Annotated in this window: 10 protein-coding genes; 2 read left to right on the forward strand and 8 right to left on the reverse strand. The window is 70.6% G+C overall.

Annotated features, from left to right (window positions below; translation table 11 throughout):
* Positions 1 to 148: 148 nt before the first annotated feature.
* The 3 genes from ACFYUS_RS22320 to ACFYUS_RS22330 form a co-directional block, all read right to left on the reverse strand.
* Entirely contained in the window at positions 149 to 988 is an 840-nt protein-coding gene (locus ACFYUS_RS22320; protein ID WP_388854645.1) for a hypothetical protein, read from the reverse strand.
* A gap of 62 nt (positions 989 to 1,050) precedes the next feature.
* Positions 1,051 to 1,212 carry a hypothetical protein gene (locus tag ACFYUS_RS22325; protein WP_388854648.1) on the reverse strand — a complete coding sequence of 54 codons (162 nt, stop codon included), beginning with the start codon at positions 1,210 to 1,212 and terminating at the stop codon, positions 1,051 to 1,053.
* A gap of 144 nt (positions 1,213 to 1,356) precedes the next feature.
* Complete coding sequence (locus tag ACFYUS_RS22330; protein WP_388854651.1) at positions 1,357 to 1,713, reverse strand: hypothetical protein; 357 nt, start codon at positions 1,711 to 1,713, stop codon at positions 1,357 to 1,359.
* A gap of 163 nt (positions 1,714 to 1,876) precedes the next feature.
* Here ACFYUS_RS22330 and ACFYUS_RS22335 point away from each other — a divergent pair, with 163 nt between their 5' ends.
* A complete protein-coding gene (locus ACFYUS_RS22335) occupies positions 1,877 to 2,869 on the forward strand; it encodes a LuxR C-terminal-related transcriptional regulator (protein ID WP_388854654.1) in 993 nt (330 codons plus the stop codon).
* 154 nt (positions 2,870 to 3,023) lie between these two features.
* Here the strand turns inward: ACFYUS_RS22335 and ACFYUS_RS22340 are convergent, their stop codons facing one another.
* Complete coding sequence (locus ACFYUS_RS22340; RefSeq protein ID WP_388854657.1) at positions 3,024 to 3,686, reverse strand: DNA-binding response regulator; 663 nt, start codon at positions 3,684 to 3,686, stop codon at positions 3,024 to 3,026.
* Positions 3,687 to 3,743: 57 nt separating this feature from the next.
* Between ACFYUS_RS22340 and ACFYUS_RS22345 the strand changes: the two genes are divergently transcribed.
* Complete coding sequence (locus ACFYUS_RS22345) at positions 3,744 to 4,616, forward strand: oxidoreductase (RefSeq protein WP_388854660.1); 873 nt, start codon at positions 3,744 to 3,746, stop codon at positions 4,614 to 4,616.
* A gap of 71 nt (positions 4,617 to 4,687) precedes the next feature.
* On the opposite strand, the gene ACFYUS_RS22350 is transcribed toward ACFYUS_RS22345, so the two are convergent.
* The 4 genes from ACFYUS_RS22350 to fxlM all read right to left on the reverse strand — a co-directional run bounded on the left by ACFYUS_RS22350 (position 4,688) and on the right by fxlM (position 16,100).
* Positions 4,688 to 5,152, reverse strand: a complete 465-nt coding sequence (locus ACFYUS_RS22350) for a DUF4240 domain-containing protein (RefSeq protein ID WP_388854663.1) — start codon at positions 5,150 to 5,152, stop codon at positions 4,688 to 4,690.
* 140 nt (positions 5,153 to 5,292) lie between these two features.
* Entirely contained in the window at positions 5,293 to 12,528 is a 7,236-nt protein-coding gene (locus tag ACFYUS_RS22355; RefSeq protein WP_388854666.1) for a DNRLRE domain-containing protein, read from the reverse strand.
* 557 nt (positions 12,529 to 13,085) lie between these two features.
* Entirely contained in the window at positions 13,086 to 13,682 is a 597-nt protein-coding gene (locus ACFYUS_RS22360) for an NUDIX hydrolase (protein WP_388854669.1), read from the reverse strand.
* 48 nt (positions 13,683 to 13,730) lie between these two features.
* Positions 13,731 to 16,100, reverse strand: coding sequence for a methyltransferase, FxLD system (gene fxlM, locus ACFYUS_RS22365; RefSeq protein WP_388854672.1), 2,370 nt, complete (start codon positions 16,098 to 16,100; stop codon positions 13,731 to 13,733).
* Positions 16,101 to 16,120: the final 20 nt, after the last annotated feature.

The raw sequence follows: 16,120 nt of genomic DNA on the forward strand, positions 1-16,120 counted from the left end.
AAGGCGCGGTGATCGGGCAGTGATGCCGTCGATCAGGGGTGGTGCGGTCGACGGTGGTGCTGTCGATCAGGGGTGGTGCGGTCGACGGTGGTGTCGTCGATCAGAGGTGGTGCGGCCTGCGGTGGTCCCGTGGATCAGGCGATGCCGTTCAGGGCGCGATCGTCACCTTCGCCGCGGCCATCCCGGCCTGCTGGTTGGCCGGCTGCGAAACGGCGTACACCTGGAGTTCGGTGACTCCGGCGCGCAGACCGGTGTCGACCGCGACCCGGTAGCGGATCGTCGTCGTGGCGCCCTTGGGCAGCGGCGCTCCGCCGGTGGCGGCAAGGAGGAAGTCCATGCCCGAGGCCTGCGGCAGGAAGGCGGGTTGCCAGCTGCCGGTGGCGGGGTCGAGGCGCTCCAGGCGTCCGGCCACCGAGCCGAGGGGAGCGAGGCCTCCGTCGTACTGGTCGAAGCGGACCACGGGTGCGATGAGCGGGTAGTCGGTGTCACCGGTGTTGCGCATGGTCACGGTGAACTCGACCGGTGCACCGCCGGGCACGAACCGCGGCGAGGCGGGCAGCCCGGTGATGTCCACGGCGAGTCGCGCGGCCTTGGTCACGGTCAGCCGGTCTTCGGGAAGGTGCTGCTGCCCGGCGGACGGGGGTGTGGTGGGTCGGGGAGTGGTGGACGCGGGGGGAGACGGGTTCTGCGGGGTTTCCGCGCGGTGTGGAGTTCCCGATGCCGTGCTCGGCGTCGGAAGGGGATCGGACGCGCGGCCTGTCGGTCCGGCATCCAGGGGCTTGGGGGCCTGAGAGGCCTGGGCGGCCGCCCCGTGGTCCGCGCTGCCGGCGCCGGAGTCCGGGGTGGCCGTGACGGCCGCGTGACGGGCTTGGGGAACGGTCGGGTCGGAACCGGCGCAGGCGCCGAGCGAGCCGATCAGCCCGGCGACGAGCAGAACGGCGGCGGCGAGTCGCCGGGACGAACGAGGGTCGGAGTTGACGGACTTCATGATGACTTGCTTCCTCCGCACGAGGGCCGATGACAGGTGGGTGTCGGGCGCTGCCCCGGCGACTAGCCCCAGATGACGTCGCCGCTGGGGCCGGAGGCGACGAAGGCCACGGAGGCGGAGGAGTCGCTCTCGGCCCGCTCGGACTGGAGCCCGTGGACGGTGCCGAGTGCGACGAGGGAGAGGGCGGCGACCGCGGCGGCCTTGACGAGGATGATGCGAAGCATGGTCGTGGTCCTTCTGTGCGACGGGGGTTGGCTTCCGGTGCTTCGCGTTCCGCGGTGGCGCTGGGCTCCGGTGGTGTCGTCCGGGGTGGTGTCCCTGGCTGACGAGTACAGCTTCGTCGCAGTTCAGACGGGGTGGAAGAGTAATCAGGTGGACGGAAAGGGCAGTGGACGGTTCTGTCCACCGTGGCCGGGAGAGGACAGGAGACGCTCGTGGAAAGGGGCCACCAAGGGCACCGTGGCGCTGACGAGTTCCCACCTCGCAAGGGACGGCTGGGTTTCGAGGACGCGATGGCAGAGCGCCTCCGCTCGTGCCTCCGCCTCGCCCAGCGAGCCCGCGAGGAGGAAGACGCCGATGACGGGATGCGGTCGGGCGTGGGCGTGCGTGACCACGTGCTCGACACGCTCGTCGGCGCGGGCGATGGAGAGGACCAACTCGCTCAGGCGTGGGGGGAGTACCGCGTCCGGCCCGAGCGGCCTGAGTGCGGTGTGAATCAGATACATGTGAGCGAGGTTGTCAAAGTGGCCAACAGCTTCACAGGTCATAAATGGTGCCGTTTCCGGCAGTGGCCGTAACCGTCCACCGTCCGCTCGGGCGGCAATATCGCGCATTCATGCGATGATCCCGGGCTGGAGTAGTCGCCAGCTGTCACAAGGGGGGAACCGAATGCTCACCGCACTCGGCCTCGATGCCATGTCGGAAGCCGTATACCGCAGCATGCTCGCGCACCCGCAGGAGGGGGTGAGCGCCCTCGCCGCGCGTCTCGGGACGACGGAGACGGCGATACGCCACTCCCTGGACACCTTGAGCGAGCTGTCTCTGCTGCGCCCTTCCGGCGAGTACGAGGGAACGCTGCGGGCCGTTTCCCCGGACATCGGGATGGAGATCCTGATGGCGCGACAGCAGGAGGAGCTCGCCGCCCAGCAGCTGCGGATCGAGGCTTCCCGCGCCGCCGCGGCCCAGCTCATCGCCGAGTACGCCGATCTGCGGCCCACCGGTATGCACCCGGGCGTCGAGCAGCTCATCGGCATCGACCAGATCCGCGACGGCCTCGCGCGGCTGACCCGGAACCTCCGCGAGGAGGTCATGACGTTCGCGCCCGACGGCGGCCAGAAACCCGAGCACGTCGAGGCGGCCCGGCCTCTCAACCGAGACCTGCTGGAGCGCGGCGTCCGTATGCGCACCGTCTACCTCGACAGCGTGCGCAACAGTCCTCACACCGTCGCGTACCTGAACTGGCTCACCGAACTCGGCGGGCGGGTGCGTACCGTTCCCTCGCTGCCCACCCGGATGATCCTGATGGACCGGACCATCGCCGTGATCCCGGTGAGCAGCGACGACACCGCCGCCGGCGCCGTCGTCCTCACCGGCCAGGGCACCCTCACGGCGCTCTGCGCCCTCTTCGAGCACGTCTGGGAGAGCGCGCGGCCGCTGGGCGAGGCGGCCGACGTCAGCGATCTGGGCCTCAGCCCCCAGGAGCAGAGCGTGATCGACCTCCTCTCCAAGGGCCACACCGACGACACCATCGCCAAGCGGCTCGGTGTCTCACCGCGCACCGCTCGCCGCCTGGCCAGCGATCTCATGGAGCGCCTGGGAGCACACAGCCGCTTCGAGGCAGGAGTCCGCTCGGTCCAGCAAGGCTGGCTCCCCGCCCGCTGACCCGGAGGCGCGGACCGCGGGGTGGTGTGAAAGGGACGCTTCCTGTCCGGCCGGGAGCTCCCGTCGCCGAACCGAGCGCCCGCTCTTCGATCCGCCGCCCCTGCCGGCACGTTGTGGCACAGGTGGTGTCCGCCGTCGGCCGCCCCGGCACTTGTCAGCAGTCCGTGCGGCGGCCGAGGATCTCGCGGGCCCGCAGGCCGGCCTGGAAACGGGACCGGGCGCCGAGGGCCTCCATGAGGGCGGCGACCCGGCGCCGGTAGGTCCGCAGCGACACGCCGAGGAGGCGGGACGCCGTCTCGTCCGTGTGCCCGGTGGCCAGGGACCGCAGCACGGTCCGCTCGGCCTCGCCGAGCTGGGGAAACGGGGTGCGGCGGTACGTGGCGAGGTCCGTCGAGGTCTCCCAGGCCGTCTCGAACAGGGCGCGCACCCCGGCCACCACGTCCGGCTCCTGGACGACGCTGTACGTACGGGGTTCGCCTGTGGCGGACCGCGGGGCCGCGAGGACGGCGAGGCGCCGGTCGATGACGATCGCCTCGTGGGCCGGGGGAGCGGGCGAGATCCGGATCTCCGCGCCGGCCCCGGCGAGGCGGTCGAGCAACTCCCGGCCGCCGAGGTCCTGGAAGACGCCGGGCCCGTACAGCTTGCGCAGCACGAGACCGGGCGGGAGCGGGCGACGTGCGCGCGGGGCGGCGGCCGACCATGTTTCGGGTTCCCCGGCGGCACAGAGGAACTCCCGCCGCGCTCCCTCGAACAGGGCACCCGCACGCCGTGCCAGCTCGGCCTCGCCCCGTAGCGTCACGATGTCTTTCGCCGTCATGGCATCAAACTGCCAGTCGTTGGCCTCCGGCGCGAGGCTTCCCGAGGATCTGGAGGCATGACCACAGCCCATGAGAATCCGTCCGCCGTCTTCCTTCTCGGCGGAGACCTTCCCGTCGCCCGCATGGGCTTCGGTGCCATGCGGCTTCCCGCCCGCGAGATCGCCGGTCCCGCGAACGACCCGGAGACGTCGGCGGCAGTGCTGAGGCGGGCCGTCGAGCTCGGGGTGAACCACATCGACACCGCCTGGTTCTACTTCCACGGCGGGCTCTCGGCCAACGGCCTGATCCGCCGCGTCCTGCACCCCTACCCCGAGGACCTGGTCCTGGCGGCCAAGGTCGGCCCGGTCCGGCACCCCGACGGCAGTTGGGGCGCCCCGGCCGGCCCCCGGGAACTCGTCGCCGGGGTCCACCGCACCCTGCGGGAACTCGGCCGGGACCGTCTCGACCTCGTCCATCTGCGGCTCCACGAGGACGACGACGAGACAGTGGCCGAACGGTTCGGTGCGCTCGCCGCCCTGCGGGAGGAGGGACTGATCCGGCACCTCGGCCTCAGCAACACGACCACCGGCCAGCTCGCCAGGGCACAGCGGATCGCCCCGGTGGTGGCGGTGCAGAACATGTACGGCCTCTTCCACCGCCGGCACCCGGACGTCCTCGACGCCTGCACCCGGCAGGGCATCGCCTTCGTGCCCTTCTTCTCCCTGGAAACCCTGGGCCGCCGCGAACCGTCCGAGCCGCTCGCCCGGATCGCCGCCCGGAACGGAGCCTCTCCCGAACAGGTCAAACTCGCCTGGACGATGGCCAGGTCACCGGTCGTCCTCCCCATCCCCGGCACCTCCTCGGTGGCCCATGTGGAGGACAACACCGCGGCAGCCGACCTGCGTCTCGCCCCGGAGGACCTCGCCGCCCTGGACGCGCTGTCGGCCTGAGTCACAGGCCCGGACGACGACGAAGGCCCGGGTCTTTGACCTGGGCCTTCGTAACAGCTCCGGCAGTCGGGTCAGGCCCAGCCGTCCTCGTTGCTGCCGGTCTCGTAGTCGAAGGGCTCGACGTGCTCCCACTCCGTCCCGGTGACCCGCCCGAAGGCGGTCGGGGCGGCTTCGAGCAACTCTTCCGCCGCGGCGGCCTCGTCGCTCGTGTAGGGAGAGAAGTCGGCCCCCGCCGGATCCGCGAGGATTTCCTCGTACGCCTTCCTGCCTGCCAGGATCACGGCGCAGCGGGCGTAAAGGAATCCGTCCTCGGACAGCGGAACGGGCCGCCCTGACCGGGAAACGGCCCCCTTGACCGGTGTATCGGCGAGAATCTTGAGATCGAGCCGGAAAAGTGACTCGGCCAGTGCGTCGGCGAACGCGGTGATCTCGCTCGGTGAACGGTCGGCCAGCCTGGCCGAGATCGTTCCGCAGTGGATCGAGGCATCGGCGTCGGTGGACGTCTCGATGATTTCCCAGAACTCGGACTCGTTCAACTTTCACTCCTTGGATCACGGCTGCGAGGCAACTTACTCGACACGCCGAAACGGAACAAGGGACCAGGGAGTCGGAGGGGCGCCGCTGGGGCACCCCTCCGACTCACCAGGCACTACAGGACTACCGGGGCTGATCGGTGCTATCTGTCGACCGGATTACCCGGCGGGCGATTGCCGCCGTTCAGCCGCTTCCATCTCCGGATCAGCCAGCCCTCCATCCACCGCGCCTCCTTCTTCCCGGAGGAGTACGTGTGGTGAATTCTGTACGACCAGGAGTGCTGGGGGTGCGTCCGCTTCTTCTTGTTGACCTGGCTCTGGACGCGGTTGCCCTTTCCTTCGCCGTACTTCCAGACCTTTCCGTTGCGGTAGATGGAATACACGTAGGCCGGGCACGTGCACTTGAGCGAATTTCCGTGGTACCCGCACGCGGAGTTATGGGTGAGGATCTCTCCCCAACCGCTCTGCACGCTGAAGGTGTGCACGTTGCCGACGTTGAGGTTGACGACGAACTGGTCGGGGACCTCGCCGCGGTCGTCGACCTCCGTGACGGAACTCGTCTTCCCGTCGGACGACATCAGCAGGTCGCCGGGTTCGACGTCGACGGCGTTCGTCCAGCCGCGGCCCTTCACCCACAGGGGGTGTTCCGCCGTGGCGTGCAGCGAAGGCGTCGTCGGATCGAGATCGGTGTCGATCTCGACGATGTGCTTGGTCCCGAAACCGGTGATGACGTCGAGAACCGGCTGCGGACCGGAGGCGCCGGTCTCCGGGTCGGTCGCGGTGACGTACTCGCCGACCTGGATGTCACCGATCGGCTTGTAGGTGCCGTCGGCCATCAGGACGGGTGTGTCCGGCGCGAACGAGTTCCAGCGGCGCTTGCACCCCGTGTACCGGGACGCCCGCTTCGCGCGGGAGGCCCAGCGTCTGACCCGGTTCGCCTTCCGCAGGGCCCGTGCCGCCTTGAATCCCCTGACGGCGAGGCGGCCGGCCGAGCCGAAGGCGATGCCGACGCTCATCTCGGCGGCCTTGCGCCAGTTGCCGGTGGCGGCGTAGGAGATGGCTCCGACGGCGGAGGCTATGTTTCCGATGGGGCCGGGGATGTACGAGGCGACTTCCGCCACGCGGGCGACGCGCTTGAACATCTTCTTGAAGCTGAAGCCCCAGTTCCCGTCGAGATCGGTGCAGTTGACGGGGTCGCCCGCACAGTAGTCGTACGGATTGGCGTTGCCTCCGGGCTCCGGGTCGACCTGCAGGAAGCGGCCGAGCTCGGGACTGTAGAGGCGGGCTCCCATGAGGATGACCTCGTCGAGGGCCTCGGAGGAGCGCTGCTTGGCGCCGAGCCAGCCGTACCGCTGGGTGGTCTGCCCCTCGGCGGCGATGCCGAACTCGTCGAAGGTGAAGACCTTCGGCGCGGTCATCGCGGTGTCGAGGGCGACGGCGATGTCGCCGTGCAGGTTGGCGAACTGCAGCTCGGTGTCGCCGGTCGCGGAGGTGGTGGCCGTGAGGTCGCCGTCCGGGCCGGAGACGTTGCGCGTCAGGGTGCCCTGGGTGGTGTCCTCGATGATCCAGCGGGGCTCGTCGGAGTCGTCCCCGTAGTGGTTGAGCTTGCTGGTCGAGTTGGCCCAGGTGCCGTCCGGCTGCTTGATCTCGGTGGTGAAGGCGGTGAAGCGGTGGGCCGGGTCGAGGGACCAGGACTGGCGCTTGTCGCCCACGGTCTGGGAGGCGACGAGGTCGTTGTCCCAGTAGGTGTTGACCGAGCCGGTGCCGGTGGCCGTGGTGCGGCCGAAGGCGTCGTACGTGTAGCCGCCGGTCAGCAGCCGGTCGGCGCTGTCGTACGAACTGGCGGTGACCGTGCCGCCGGTGCTGGTGCACGAGCCGTCCTCGGCGGCGGCGAAGACCGTCTTGGAGGTGCGGTTCATGCGGCCGGCGATGCTGCGCCCGGCCTCGTCGAAGGCGTAGGCGCGGGTGGTGCAGCCGGCATCGGTGGTCTGGGTCGCCTTGGTCAGGCGGCCGAGGCGGTCGTAGGTGTACTCCTTGCTGTCGGTGGAGTTGGTGTCGGCGGCGACGGCGCCCTGGGTCGTCATGTCCAGGTGCTGGCCGTAGACGACCTCGCCGTCGGAAACGCGGCTGTACGTGCGGCCGGTGGCGGCGCCGCTCGCGTTGAACGTGTCCTTGCGGACGTAACCGCCGGGGTAGGTCTGCTCGGTGAGCTGGCCGTCGGGGCCGTACTTGGCGGTGAAGGTGCCCGCGATGCTGTCGGTCACCGAGGTGACCATGCCGCGCGGTTCCTGAGCGCGGTCGTACGTGTAGGTGGTGGAGCCGGTGCCGTCGCTGACCTTGACCGGTTTGCCGAACTTGTCGAACTCGGTCGTGGTCGTGCCGCCGTCCGCGTCCGTGTAGGAGAGCAGGCGGTCGAGCGCGTCGAAGACCCTGGTGATGGTCTTCCCGCCGGCCGTGGTCCTGACGGCGTTGCCGGCCACCGGGTCGTACTCGGTCGTGACCTCGGGGAGGTCCTGGCCGAGGTCACCGGTGATCTTCGTCGAGACGATCCGGTCGGCCGCGTCGTAGACGGTGGTCGACGTGCGGGTCTTGCCCGCGTTGGTCTCGGTGACCTCCTCGATGTCGCCGTGGCGGGAGTAGCGGGTGATCCGCTTGACCGGCAGGGTGTCCGGCATGCGCGCGGTGTCCGCGCCGGTCACCGCCCCGCCGGGGAGCGTGACGCACGGGTTGCCGGCCCATTCGGGACGGTTGCCGCAGGCGGCGTCGGCAGGGTTGGCGCCGGCCGTGTAGAACACGGTCTTCACCGTGCCGGTGTCGGTGCCGTTCGAGCCCGGCCTGCGGGACTCGACCGCGCGGCCGGCCGCGTCGTACTTGATGAGCGCCGTCAGGTTCGCCCCGCCGGTCACCGCGTCCGTCGTCACCGAGGTCTCGGTGCGCAGGGTCCAGCCGGAGGTGCCGCCGATCGGGGTGTCGTAGCCGGTCTTGGTGACCCGGACCTCGACGTCGTCGGTGTAGCCCTCGATCCTGGCGCCGTCGAGGGCCGTGGTCTCCAGGTGGTAGGCCGCGCCGTCGGGCTTGCCCTCGTCGTACTTGTGGACGGTGTGCTCGCGCACGACGACCGAGGCCCCGACGGCGAGCGCCGGCAGGGGAGGGTCGGCCTGCGCCGGCACCGGCTCGTCCAGGAGGGCGCGGAAGACCGGCCCGGTCTCCTCCAGCAGGTCCTGGCCGTCACGGCTGTAGACGTTCCGCGCGTCGAGGAGGCCTGCGCGCGCGGCGGAGTCGTCGGGCAGTCCGAGCTCGATCACCTTCTCGTCGAGGTTCTCCCCCAGGCCCAGGGCGAGCAGACGACCCGTGGCGTCGAGGGTGCGGACCGTGTTGCCGAAGCGGTCGAACTCCGCGGTGTCGATGTCACCGGCACCGGTCGGGGACCAGGTGGCGGTGTTCACCTCCTGCGCCGAGGCGTTGAGGTAGTGGACCGTGGCCGGCTGGTAGCCGTCCTTGCCCGGCGTCGTCGCCGTGGCCGTGTTCGTCGCGGGGGTGGATTCGACGTCGAAGACGGCGGTCGCGTCCGTGGGCACATCCGCCTGACCCCATCTGGCGGCGCTGGCACCGTCGAGGTCGTAGGGCCCGCCGGCACCGCGGGTGAGCGGGACTTCGTAGACCACCGTGGAGGCGGTCTCGCCCTCGGCGACGTCCTTGCTGCCCGGCTTCAGCGCGGGACGGCGGACCCGGAGCAGACGGCCCGGGTCCTGGTCGGCGCCGGCAGGGCCGTAGTCGAAGTACCAGGGCAGCTCGCCCGCGGTGTCGATCTTGGTGAGGCGGTTGCCGCTGTCGTACGCGTAGAGCGTCTTGAAGACCGCGGTGTCGTCGGCCGAGCCCTTGCGCGGGTCCCACGCCTCGGCCAGCCGGCCGAGGGAGTCGTAGCGGTACGAGGCCACGTCGACGGCCGTTTCGGCACCGGCGCCCGGGTCCCAGGACCAGACCCGCACCGCCTTCACCCGGTCGGTGAAGTCGCCGGGCGTGGTGGCCGTGGCGGTGGTCGCCGTCGCGTAGACGTACTCCAGGACCTCGCAGCCGCGCGCCGGGACGCTCCCCGCGCACTGCCCGGCGTCGTCGACGCCCGGCTCGGCCTCGCCGATCACGCGCTTGACGAGCGTGCGGCCGTCGGTCGTGTCGTACACGTACCGGCTGGTGGACGCCTCGTCCGTACCGGAGACGCTGTCGACGACATACACGTCGGACCCGGTCTGCTTCTTGAAGCGGGTCAGCGTGCCGTCGTCCTCGGTCAGCAGGTAGTCACTGCCGGACGCCTTCAGGAGCAGACCCTCGGAACCGGGCTCGGGGCTGAACGACCCGTCCGAGCTCTTGGCGAAGGTGATCGTCGAGTCGTCGTAGTTGGTGAGGACCGCGACGTCCTTGCCCGGGAAGGTGAGCGAGTTCAGCTCGTTGTCCGTCACGCCGCCCGCGGCGCCGCCCGCCCACTCCGGGCCGAACGGGGCGACCAGCTCACGCAGGGAGAGGTGGTCGAAGTACACGGCCTTGCCGGAGTTCGCCGGGAAGCCGTTGTAGAGCCGCAGGAAGGCCGTGGTGGCGTCCGCCGGGACCGTGAAGTCGAGCGAGAGTTCCGCCCACGCGTCGGTGTACGGCACCTTCCGGGAGGTCGGCTCGACGAAGCCGCCCGGCGTGGAGAAGCCCGCGTACAGCCGCAGGCCGCGGGTGTGCTGCGGGGAGAGGCCCGTCGCGGAGGGCACGTACGCCCAGGCCGAGAACCGGTAGGTCCTACCGGGCTTCATCCCCAGCCGCAGGGCGGTCTGGTCGCCGCCGACCATGGCGAAGGAGTCGCCGTTCGCGTTGGTGGTCGGCACGACCTTCAGCGAGTCGGGGGACCCGTCCTGGCCGAGTGCGGTGTCCCGGGTGAGCGTCGCCGTGGTGGCGGTGAAGCCGGTGGTGTCGGTGGAGACGTCCTGCTGGTTGGCCGTCAGGCGCTGGCCCTGCGGCATCCATCCGCGGTCCGTGCCCCGGGACGAGGCCGTACGGGAGGACGCCAGGCCGAACTCGTCGGCGTCGGAGACGTTGACGGAGTAGTCGCCGGTCAGCAGGTTGACCGAACCCGGCCCGATCTCGTCGGAGGAGGCACCGTCCGCGTTCGGGTCGACCGTGAAACCGCGCCACTCACTGATGTAGGGGGCGTCCGCGTCGTTGTCGGTGTACAGCATCGCCCGGACCTGGACGACGCCTCCGACCTGGCCGAGGGTCTCCAGAACCGACCAGTTCGCGTACTCGCCGACCTCCGACAGGCGCGCCTTCACCGAAGTGATCGGCGTGTTGTCCTGCTTCGTGAGATTCGCCAGTGGAACGTCGTAGACACTCGCACCGGGTCCGCGGCGCCACTGGTAGGTCACGCGCGTGTACTTCGGCTGCGCGTCGACCGCGATCTGCACGCGCCGCGCGCTGACCGCACCCTCGGCGGGCCGAACCATCGCGCCCTGGCCGACCAGGAAGTCGTACAGCACCGCCGTCGAGACGTTGCCCGCCTTGTCCTTCGTCTGGACCTTGAGCGTGCGGTGACCGTCGGCCGACGGGGTGATCGACACCGTGGTCGTGCCGGTCGCCGACACCGTCACCGGAGCGGCACCGTCCAGCGAGTACACGTATCCGGCCAGGTCGGTGGTGCCGACGGCCGGGGTGAAGGTGAACGAGCCCGGCGTACCGCCGCTGCCGTGCCAGGCACCGTCCTGGGGGTAGGCGGTCGAGGACACGAAGGGCGCGCCCGGCGCGGTGGTGTCGACCGTGAAGTTCTGCCAGGCCGACCAGGTGCCGTTCCAGTCCTGGCCGTCGTAGACCGCGGCGCGCCACTTGTACGAGCCGGGCGCGAGCGCCGTGCCGGGGGTCCAGGTCGCGGTGGCGCCGGAGGCCACGTACGTCGACGTGCCGGACTGCAGGGCCGCCGTTCCGTTCGAGGCCCAGACCTCGAACGTCAGCCGGACGGTGTTGCCGTCGGCATCGGTCGCCTTGCCCGACAGCGTCGGTGTGGTGTCGTTCGTCGCCGTGCCGGTCAGCGGCGACAGCGGAGTGGCCGCGCCCGGCCTGGTGTTGTACGTGACCGAGATGTACGGCGTGTTGGAGGCCGCGTTACCGGAGTTGAACCGCTTCCACGCGTACTCGTCGGTCTCGTCCGTCGCCCGGATGCCGAGCGTGTTGGTCGCGCCGCCGTTCGCCGCCCAGGTGGCGGCCAGGCTGGTGATGTCCGTGCTCACCCAGCCGTCGGCGCAGGTCGACGAGTAGCCCTTGGTGGCCGTGGACGTCGCCCACTTCTTGTTCCAGTTCGGCTGCGCGGTGTAGCGGGTGCTGGTGGAGGCGGAGCCCGTGTCCCAGACCTCCCAGCTGCGCGCGCTGCACGACCAGGAGTGGAAGTTCCACAGGTTCAGGCTGGACGACTTGATCACCTTGCCGGTGATCTTCGACATCGGGAAGGAGAGGAAGGACTTGGCTATCTGGCCCGAGCCGTTGTTGCCCAGCTTCAGTTCGGTCGACGTCGACTGGTCGGAGGTGTAGCCCTGCTGTACGAAGGTGTCGAAGCTCGTTCCGAGGTTCACGGCCGGGTCGACCGTCACCGGGAACTTCGTCGCCGGATCGGCGAGGAAGGCGGCGTCCGGGGTCAGCGTGAGGTCGACCGTGTCACCGTTCTGGGTGACCTTCAGGCCGACGTCGGCCTTGTTCTCGTGTTCGCCCGTGTTCGGGTCGACCGTCGCGTCCCACATCACCGGAGCGGGCAGCACGCCCACGCTCTTGTCGGTGTCCGGGTCCAGGAACGACACCGAACGGTCCGTGTTCGCCCTGACCTTCAGGCCCTTGGCCTGAAGGGTCATCGTCACCGAACCGGTCGCGTCGACGGCGCTGCGGTCCTTCAGCTCCAGGAACTGCTCGAAGCCCGTCCGGGTCGACTCGATCACCATGTCGGTGCCGGTCGTCACGCCCGGGTAGCGAGCCTCGGTCCCCCGCACGGTCGGGTCGGGCAGGGCCCCACGCCACGAAAGGGTCATCTCGTGACCCTCGCCGCTGTCGAGCGAGACCAGCGGCACGGCGGGCGTCGTCTTCTCGCCGGGCTCGCCGCCCGACGCCTCGATCCGCGCGACATCCGCGGCCGACGACTTGCCGGCCAGCGTCAGGTCGAGCGGATGCCCGGCCGCGTGGACCCCGCCGTCCGGCGCCTCGGCGAGAGTCGGATCGACCTTGCGCCAGGTGCCGTTGTCGTCCTTGAACCGGACCGGCCCCGTGTACGACTCCAGCGACATCGAGCCGTCGGGGTTCGCCCAGCTCGTCGTCGCCTCGGTCCGCTCACCGGTGACCTCGATCCGTCGGTTCTGCAACCGCGCCATCAGCGATGCCGAAGCGGCATCCTCGGCCTCGGCCGGCCCCTGAACCTGCGGCTCCGCGACGGGAGCACCGGGAGGCTCCGCGGACGCGACCCCCTCCAGCAGTCCGAACGTCATCACCACGGCCGTGGCCAGGGCTATTCGTCTCAGTCGTCCAGGTGACGGCAGCGGATGCCGCTCGGAGAGGGCGACTCTCCGATGTCTCATGCCCCTCATGTGTTCCCTCATCAGATGGTGTTGATCAGGTAAAACTTAAGGAAGGCGGGAAGACACCAGAGGATGCATAGACGAACAGAAGCGGCATTGCGCACGGTCCTCGTGATCGAAGTGTGATCAACTTTCGGGAACCGACGCCCGCGAGCGTGTGGAACTTTGCGTAATTCCCCATGGATAGAGTCGACTTCCCCCCCTCGGTCGGCCGCGCTCGGGACGCAGGGCCAGCGCCGCGACCTCGACGTTCGCCGGTCGGGGTTCAGCACTCGCCCTGTTCACGGACACAGGCACTCCTTCTCGGGACAGGCCGGGCTGGTCACGCCGCGGTCCTTCGGACAAAGGGTGAGTCACCGCCAGACGTAGGTCCCGTCCACCATCGGTGGCAGTCCGACGGGCCCGCCCGGCAGGTCGGAAAGGTCGGCGAGCACGGCCCCGACGGCGGGATACAGGTGGAGGACGGCTGCCTGTGCGAGAGGGATCCATACGACCTGGGTCGTGTCGTCCGCGTCTTGTTCGGTGGCGGCGATCAGGCTGCGGGTGCTGTCGGTGACGTCGAGGGTGTGGATGAGGTGGAGCCGCTGGAACGGCTCGGCGGACCCGGGGCGTGTGGTGATCTGGTCCTGGACCCAGCGCAGTACCGGTGGCGCGGGCAACCGGGCGGCGTCGAGTCCCAGCTCCTCCTCGAGCTCGCGGGCGAGGGCCGCTGCCGTTCCCTCGCCGCCGTGACGCAAGCCACCAGGCAGGGTGTACTGGTCCAACCCCCTGCGCGACGGCGATGGATGAGGCAGACCTCGCCGGCGTTGACGATGACCGCACAGGAACGGACCAGAACGCCAGAGGGCTGAGGGCCGTTCACGCGACCACTTCCGGTCCCGCCCCTGTGGCCTGGAGACGGCGAGCCGCCGGCGTGAACACACACCGCCTGCGCGTCGGCCCCGTGGCACGAGCCGGAACCGTGATCATCTCCGGCGCCCATGGCGGCAGTTCGGCGTTCACGCGCCCTCCCCTGCAGCAGGCCGAACCGCCTTCTGGCCACCGAGGGCGGGCAGGAGGGCGTCACGGCCGGGCCACTGCACGACGATCCGGCCATGCGGCGTCGACACGACATCGCCGGCAGGAAGGAGCCGGTCCGGGGCGTCGGCCGGATGCACGGACAGGGCTGGATCCTCCGTCGGCCCGCCGTCGCTGCGCACGTTCTGGTCCCACGCCCGGACGGTGCTGACGAGCCGGTCGGCGAGGGCGTCCCCCTGGTCGCCGAACGCGTGCACGAACCACTCCCATCGCCGTTCCTCCCGGACCTCGCTCTGCCGTGTCCGGACGTGCGTGAGGTATGCGAGCGACCCGCCGTCGGCCAGCGCCGGAACGTCTGATCCGGCCGCGATCGTCGCGACGGATGTCTCACAGCCGGCCGGGACCGCAAGACGGCAGAAGCCGGGCAGCGTCGTCGCCGCGTACAGCTGCAGCGACCCGAAGGAGACGTCCGGTCCCATCGTGACGGCGGTGGCGGTCTCCGACCGGGGCCCGCGCAGGGCTTCTTCCAGCCCGTCGACGGGGCGTGCCGGGCCGTCCTCGAAGCAGAGCCGGAGCTCTCCGTCCAGGAGGTCGACGACGGGTGTGGTGTGCGCATGTTCGCCCTGGGCGGCGACGAACCCGCAGTGCGTGAACTTCCGGGCGTTCAGTACGTTCCCGTCGCGCTGGAAGGTGATCGAACGGGTGTAGCCCCGGATGTCCAGCGGCAGGACCAGACGTCCGCCGTCGGCGAGAAGGTCACGCCAGACCGGCGCGATGTCCCGGCAGCGGTACGTGATCACGATCGCGTCGAAGCCGTCACGCGGGACCAGGCCGGAGGGCAGGCCCCGGGCGGCGTCGCCGTGGACGACGGTGACGCGGCCGCTTCCTGCCTCCGCGAGGAGGCGGCGGGCGCGGTGCACGACCGTCCGGTCGATGTCGCTGGTGACGATCCGCCCGCCGGGGCCGGCGACATGAGCGAGCAGCTCGGCGTTGTAGCCGCCGGAGCCCGCCTCCCACACGCATGCGCCCGGCGCGAGATCCAGGCCCTCGATCATGTCGGCCTGGAGCCAGGCCGCGGACACCGAGCTCGTCGCCCGCCCGGTCCGGTCGCGACGGGTGACGACCGCGAGGTCGTCGTCGTAGGCGGTCTCGAGGGACACCTCGGGAGCGAACCGGTGCCTCGGCACCGTCCGCAGCGCCTCCTGCACGCTCGCCGAGGGCGCCCATCCACCGTCGATGACCCTCTGTGCCATGCGGGTCCGGCGCCGGACGGCCTCGGCCGGCTCCCCGGCCACCGGCGGCTGCTCCGACGCGACCGGGTAGCGGTGGACCGGCGGCAGACCGGGGATCGTGCCGGGCCAGACCGCCTCGAGCGCCTGCGCGCTCGGCGCGAACACCTCTCCGAGACAGGACAGCGCGTGCAGGTCGTACCACTGCCAGCCGGCGAACCTCTCCGGCTCGGGGTCGGAGAGCTTTCCCGACCACGCGGTGACCCGCACGACCGCGGAGAGGCGGGGGACGCCCCGGCCGTCGTCGGCGAGCATCGCCACCACGTGCGCGTCCTCGACCCTCGCGACGAGCCCCGTCTCCTCCAGAAGCTCGCGCACGGCGGCCGCCTCGAAGGACTCGGACCGCTCCGTCTTCCCGCCCGGCAGCTCCAGATGCCCGCGCCGGGAAGAGCCCAGCAGCACCCGCCCGGCCGCGTCCGTGACCACCGCGCACGCCGCGGTCATCGCCGGCCCGGCGGGCGGGAGCCGGTGCTCCACCGCACGCGTGGCGCTGTGACACGGCCCTTGCAGGGTGAGCACCGCCAACCCGTCCAGGTCCTCCCGCGTGCACCGCTCCCAGCCCGACGCGATCAGCGCGATCTCCTCCTCGTCGAGGGCGATCCCGCGCTTCTCCACCGGCACCGATCCGACGGTCGGCGTGATGATCAGCAGCTTTCCGCCGGGCCGCAGCCGCTCGCCCAGCGCGTGCAGAATCCTGGCCCGGTCCTTGAGGAACGGGACCACGAGGCGCATCGCGATGAGGTCGTATCCCTCCTCGCCCAGCTCGGCCCAGTCGTCCTGCTCCAGGTCCAAGGCCAGCCACCGCAGCCCCGGCACCCCGCCGTGCTCCTCGCGCGCGCGGGTCAGAGCGCTGTCGGCGAAGTCGACCGCGTCCACCTGGTACCCGGCCGACGCGAGGAACAGGGCCAGGTCGCCCTTCCCACAGCCGGCGTCCAGCGCCCGGCCGCCACCGCCGGGGGCCGGGACGCGCCGGGCCAGCAGTTCCCGCTCGTCGTCACCGAGCAGCCGGAACCCCCTCCCGTCGGCATAGTGCTCCTCCCATTCGGATCGCACGACATACATCCGTCATCTCCTCACTCGGC

The sequence above is a fragment of the Streptomyces sp. NPDC004284 genome, assembly GCF_042874035.1.
Classification (GTDB): domain Bacteria; phylum Actinomycetota; class Actinomycetes; order Streptomycetales; family Streptomycetaceae; genus Streptomyces.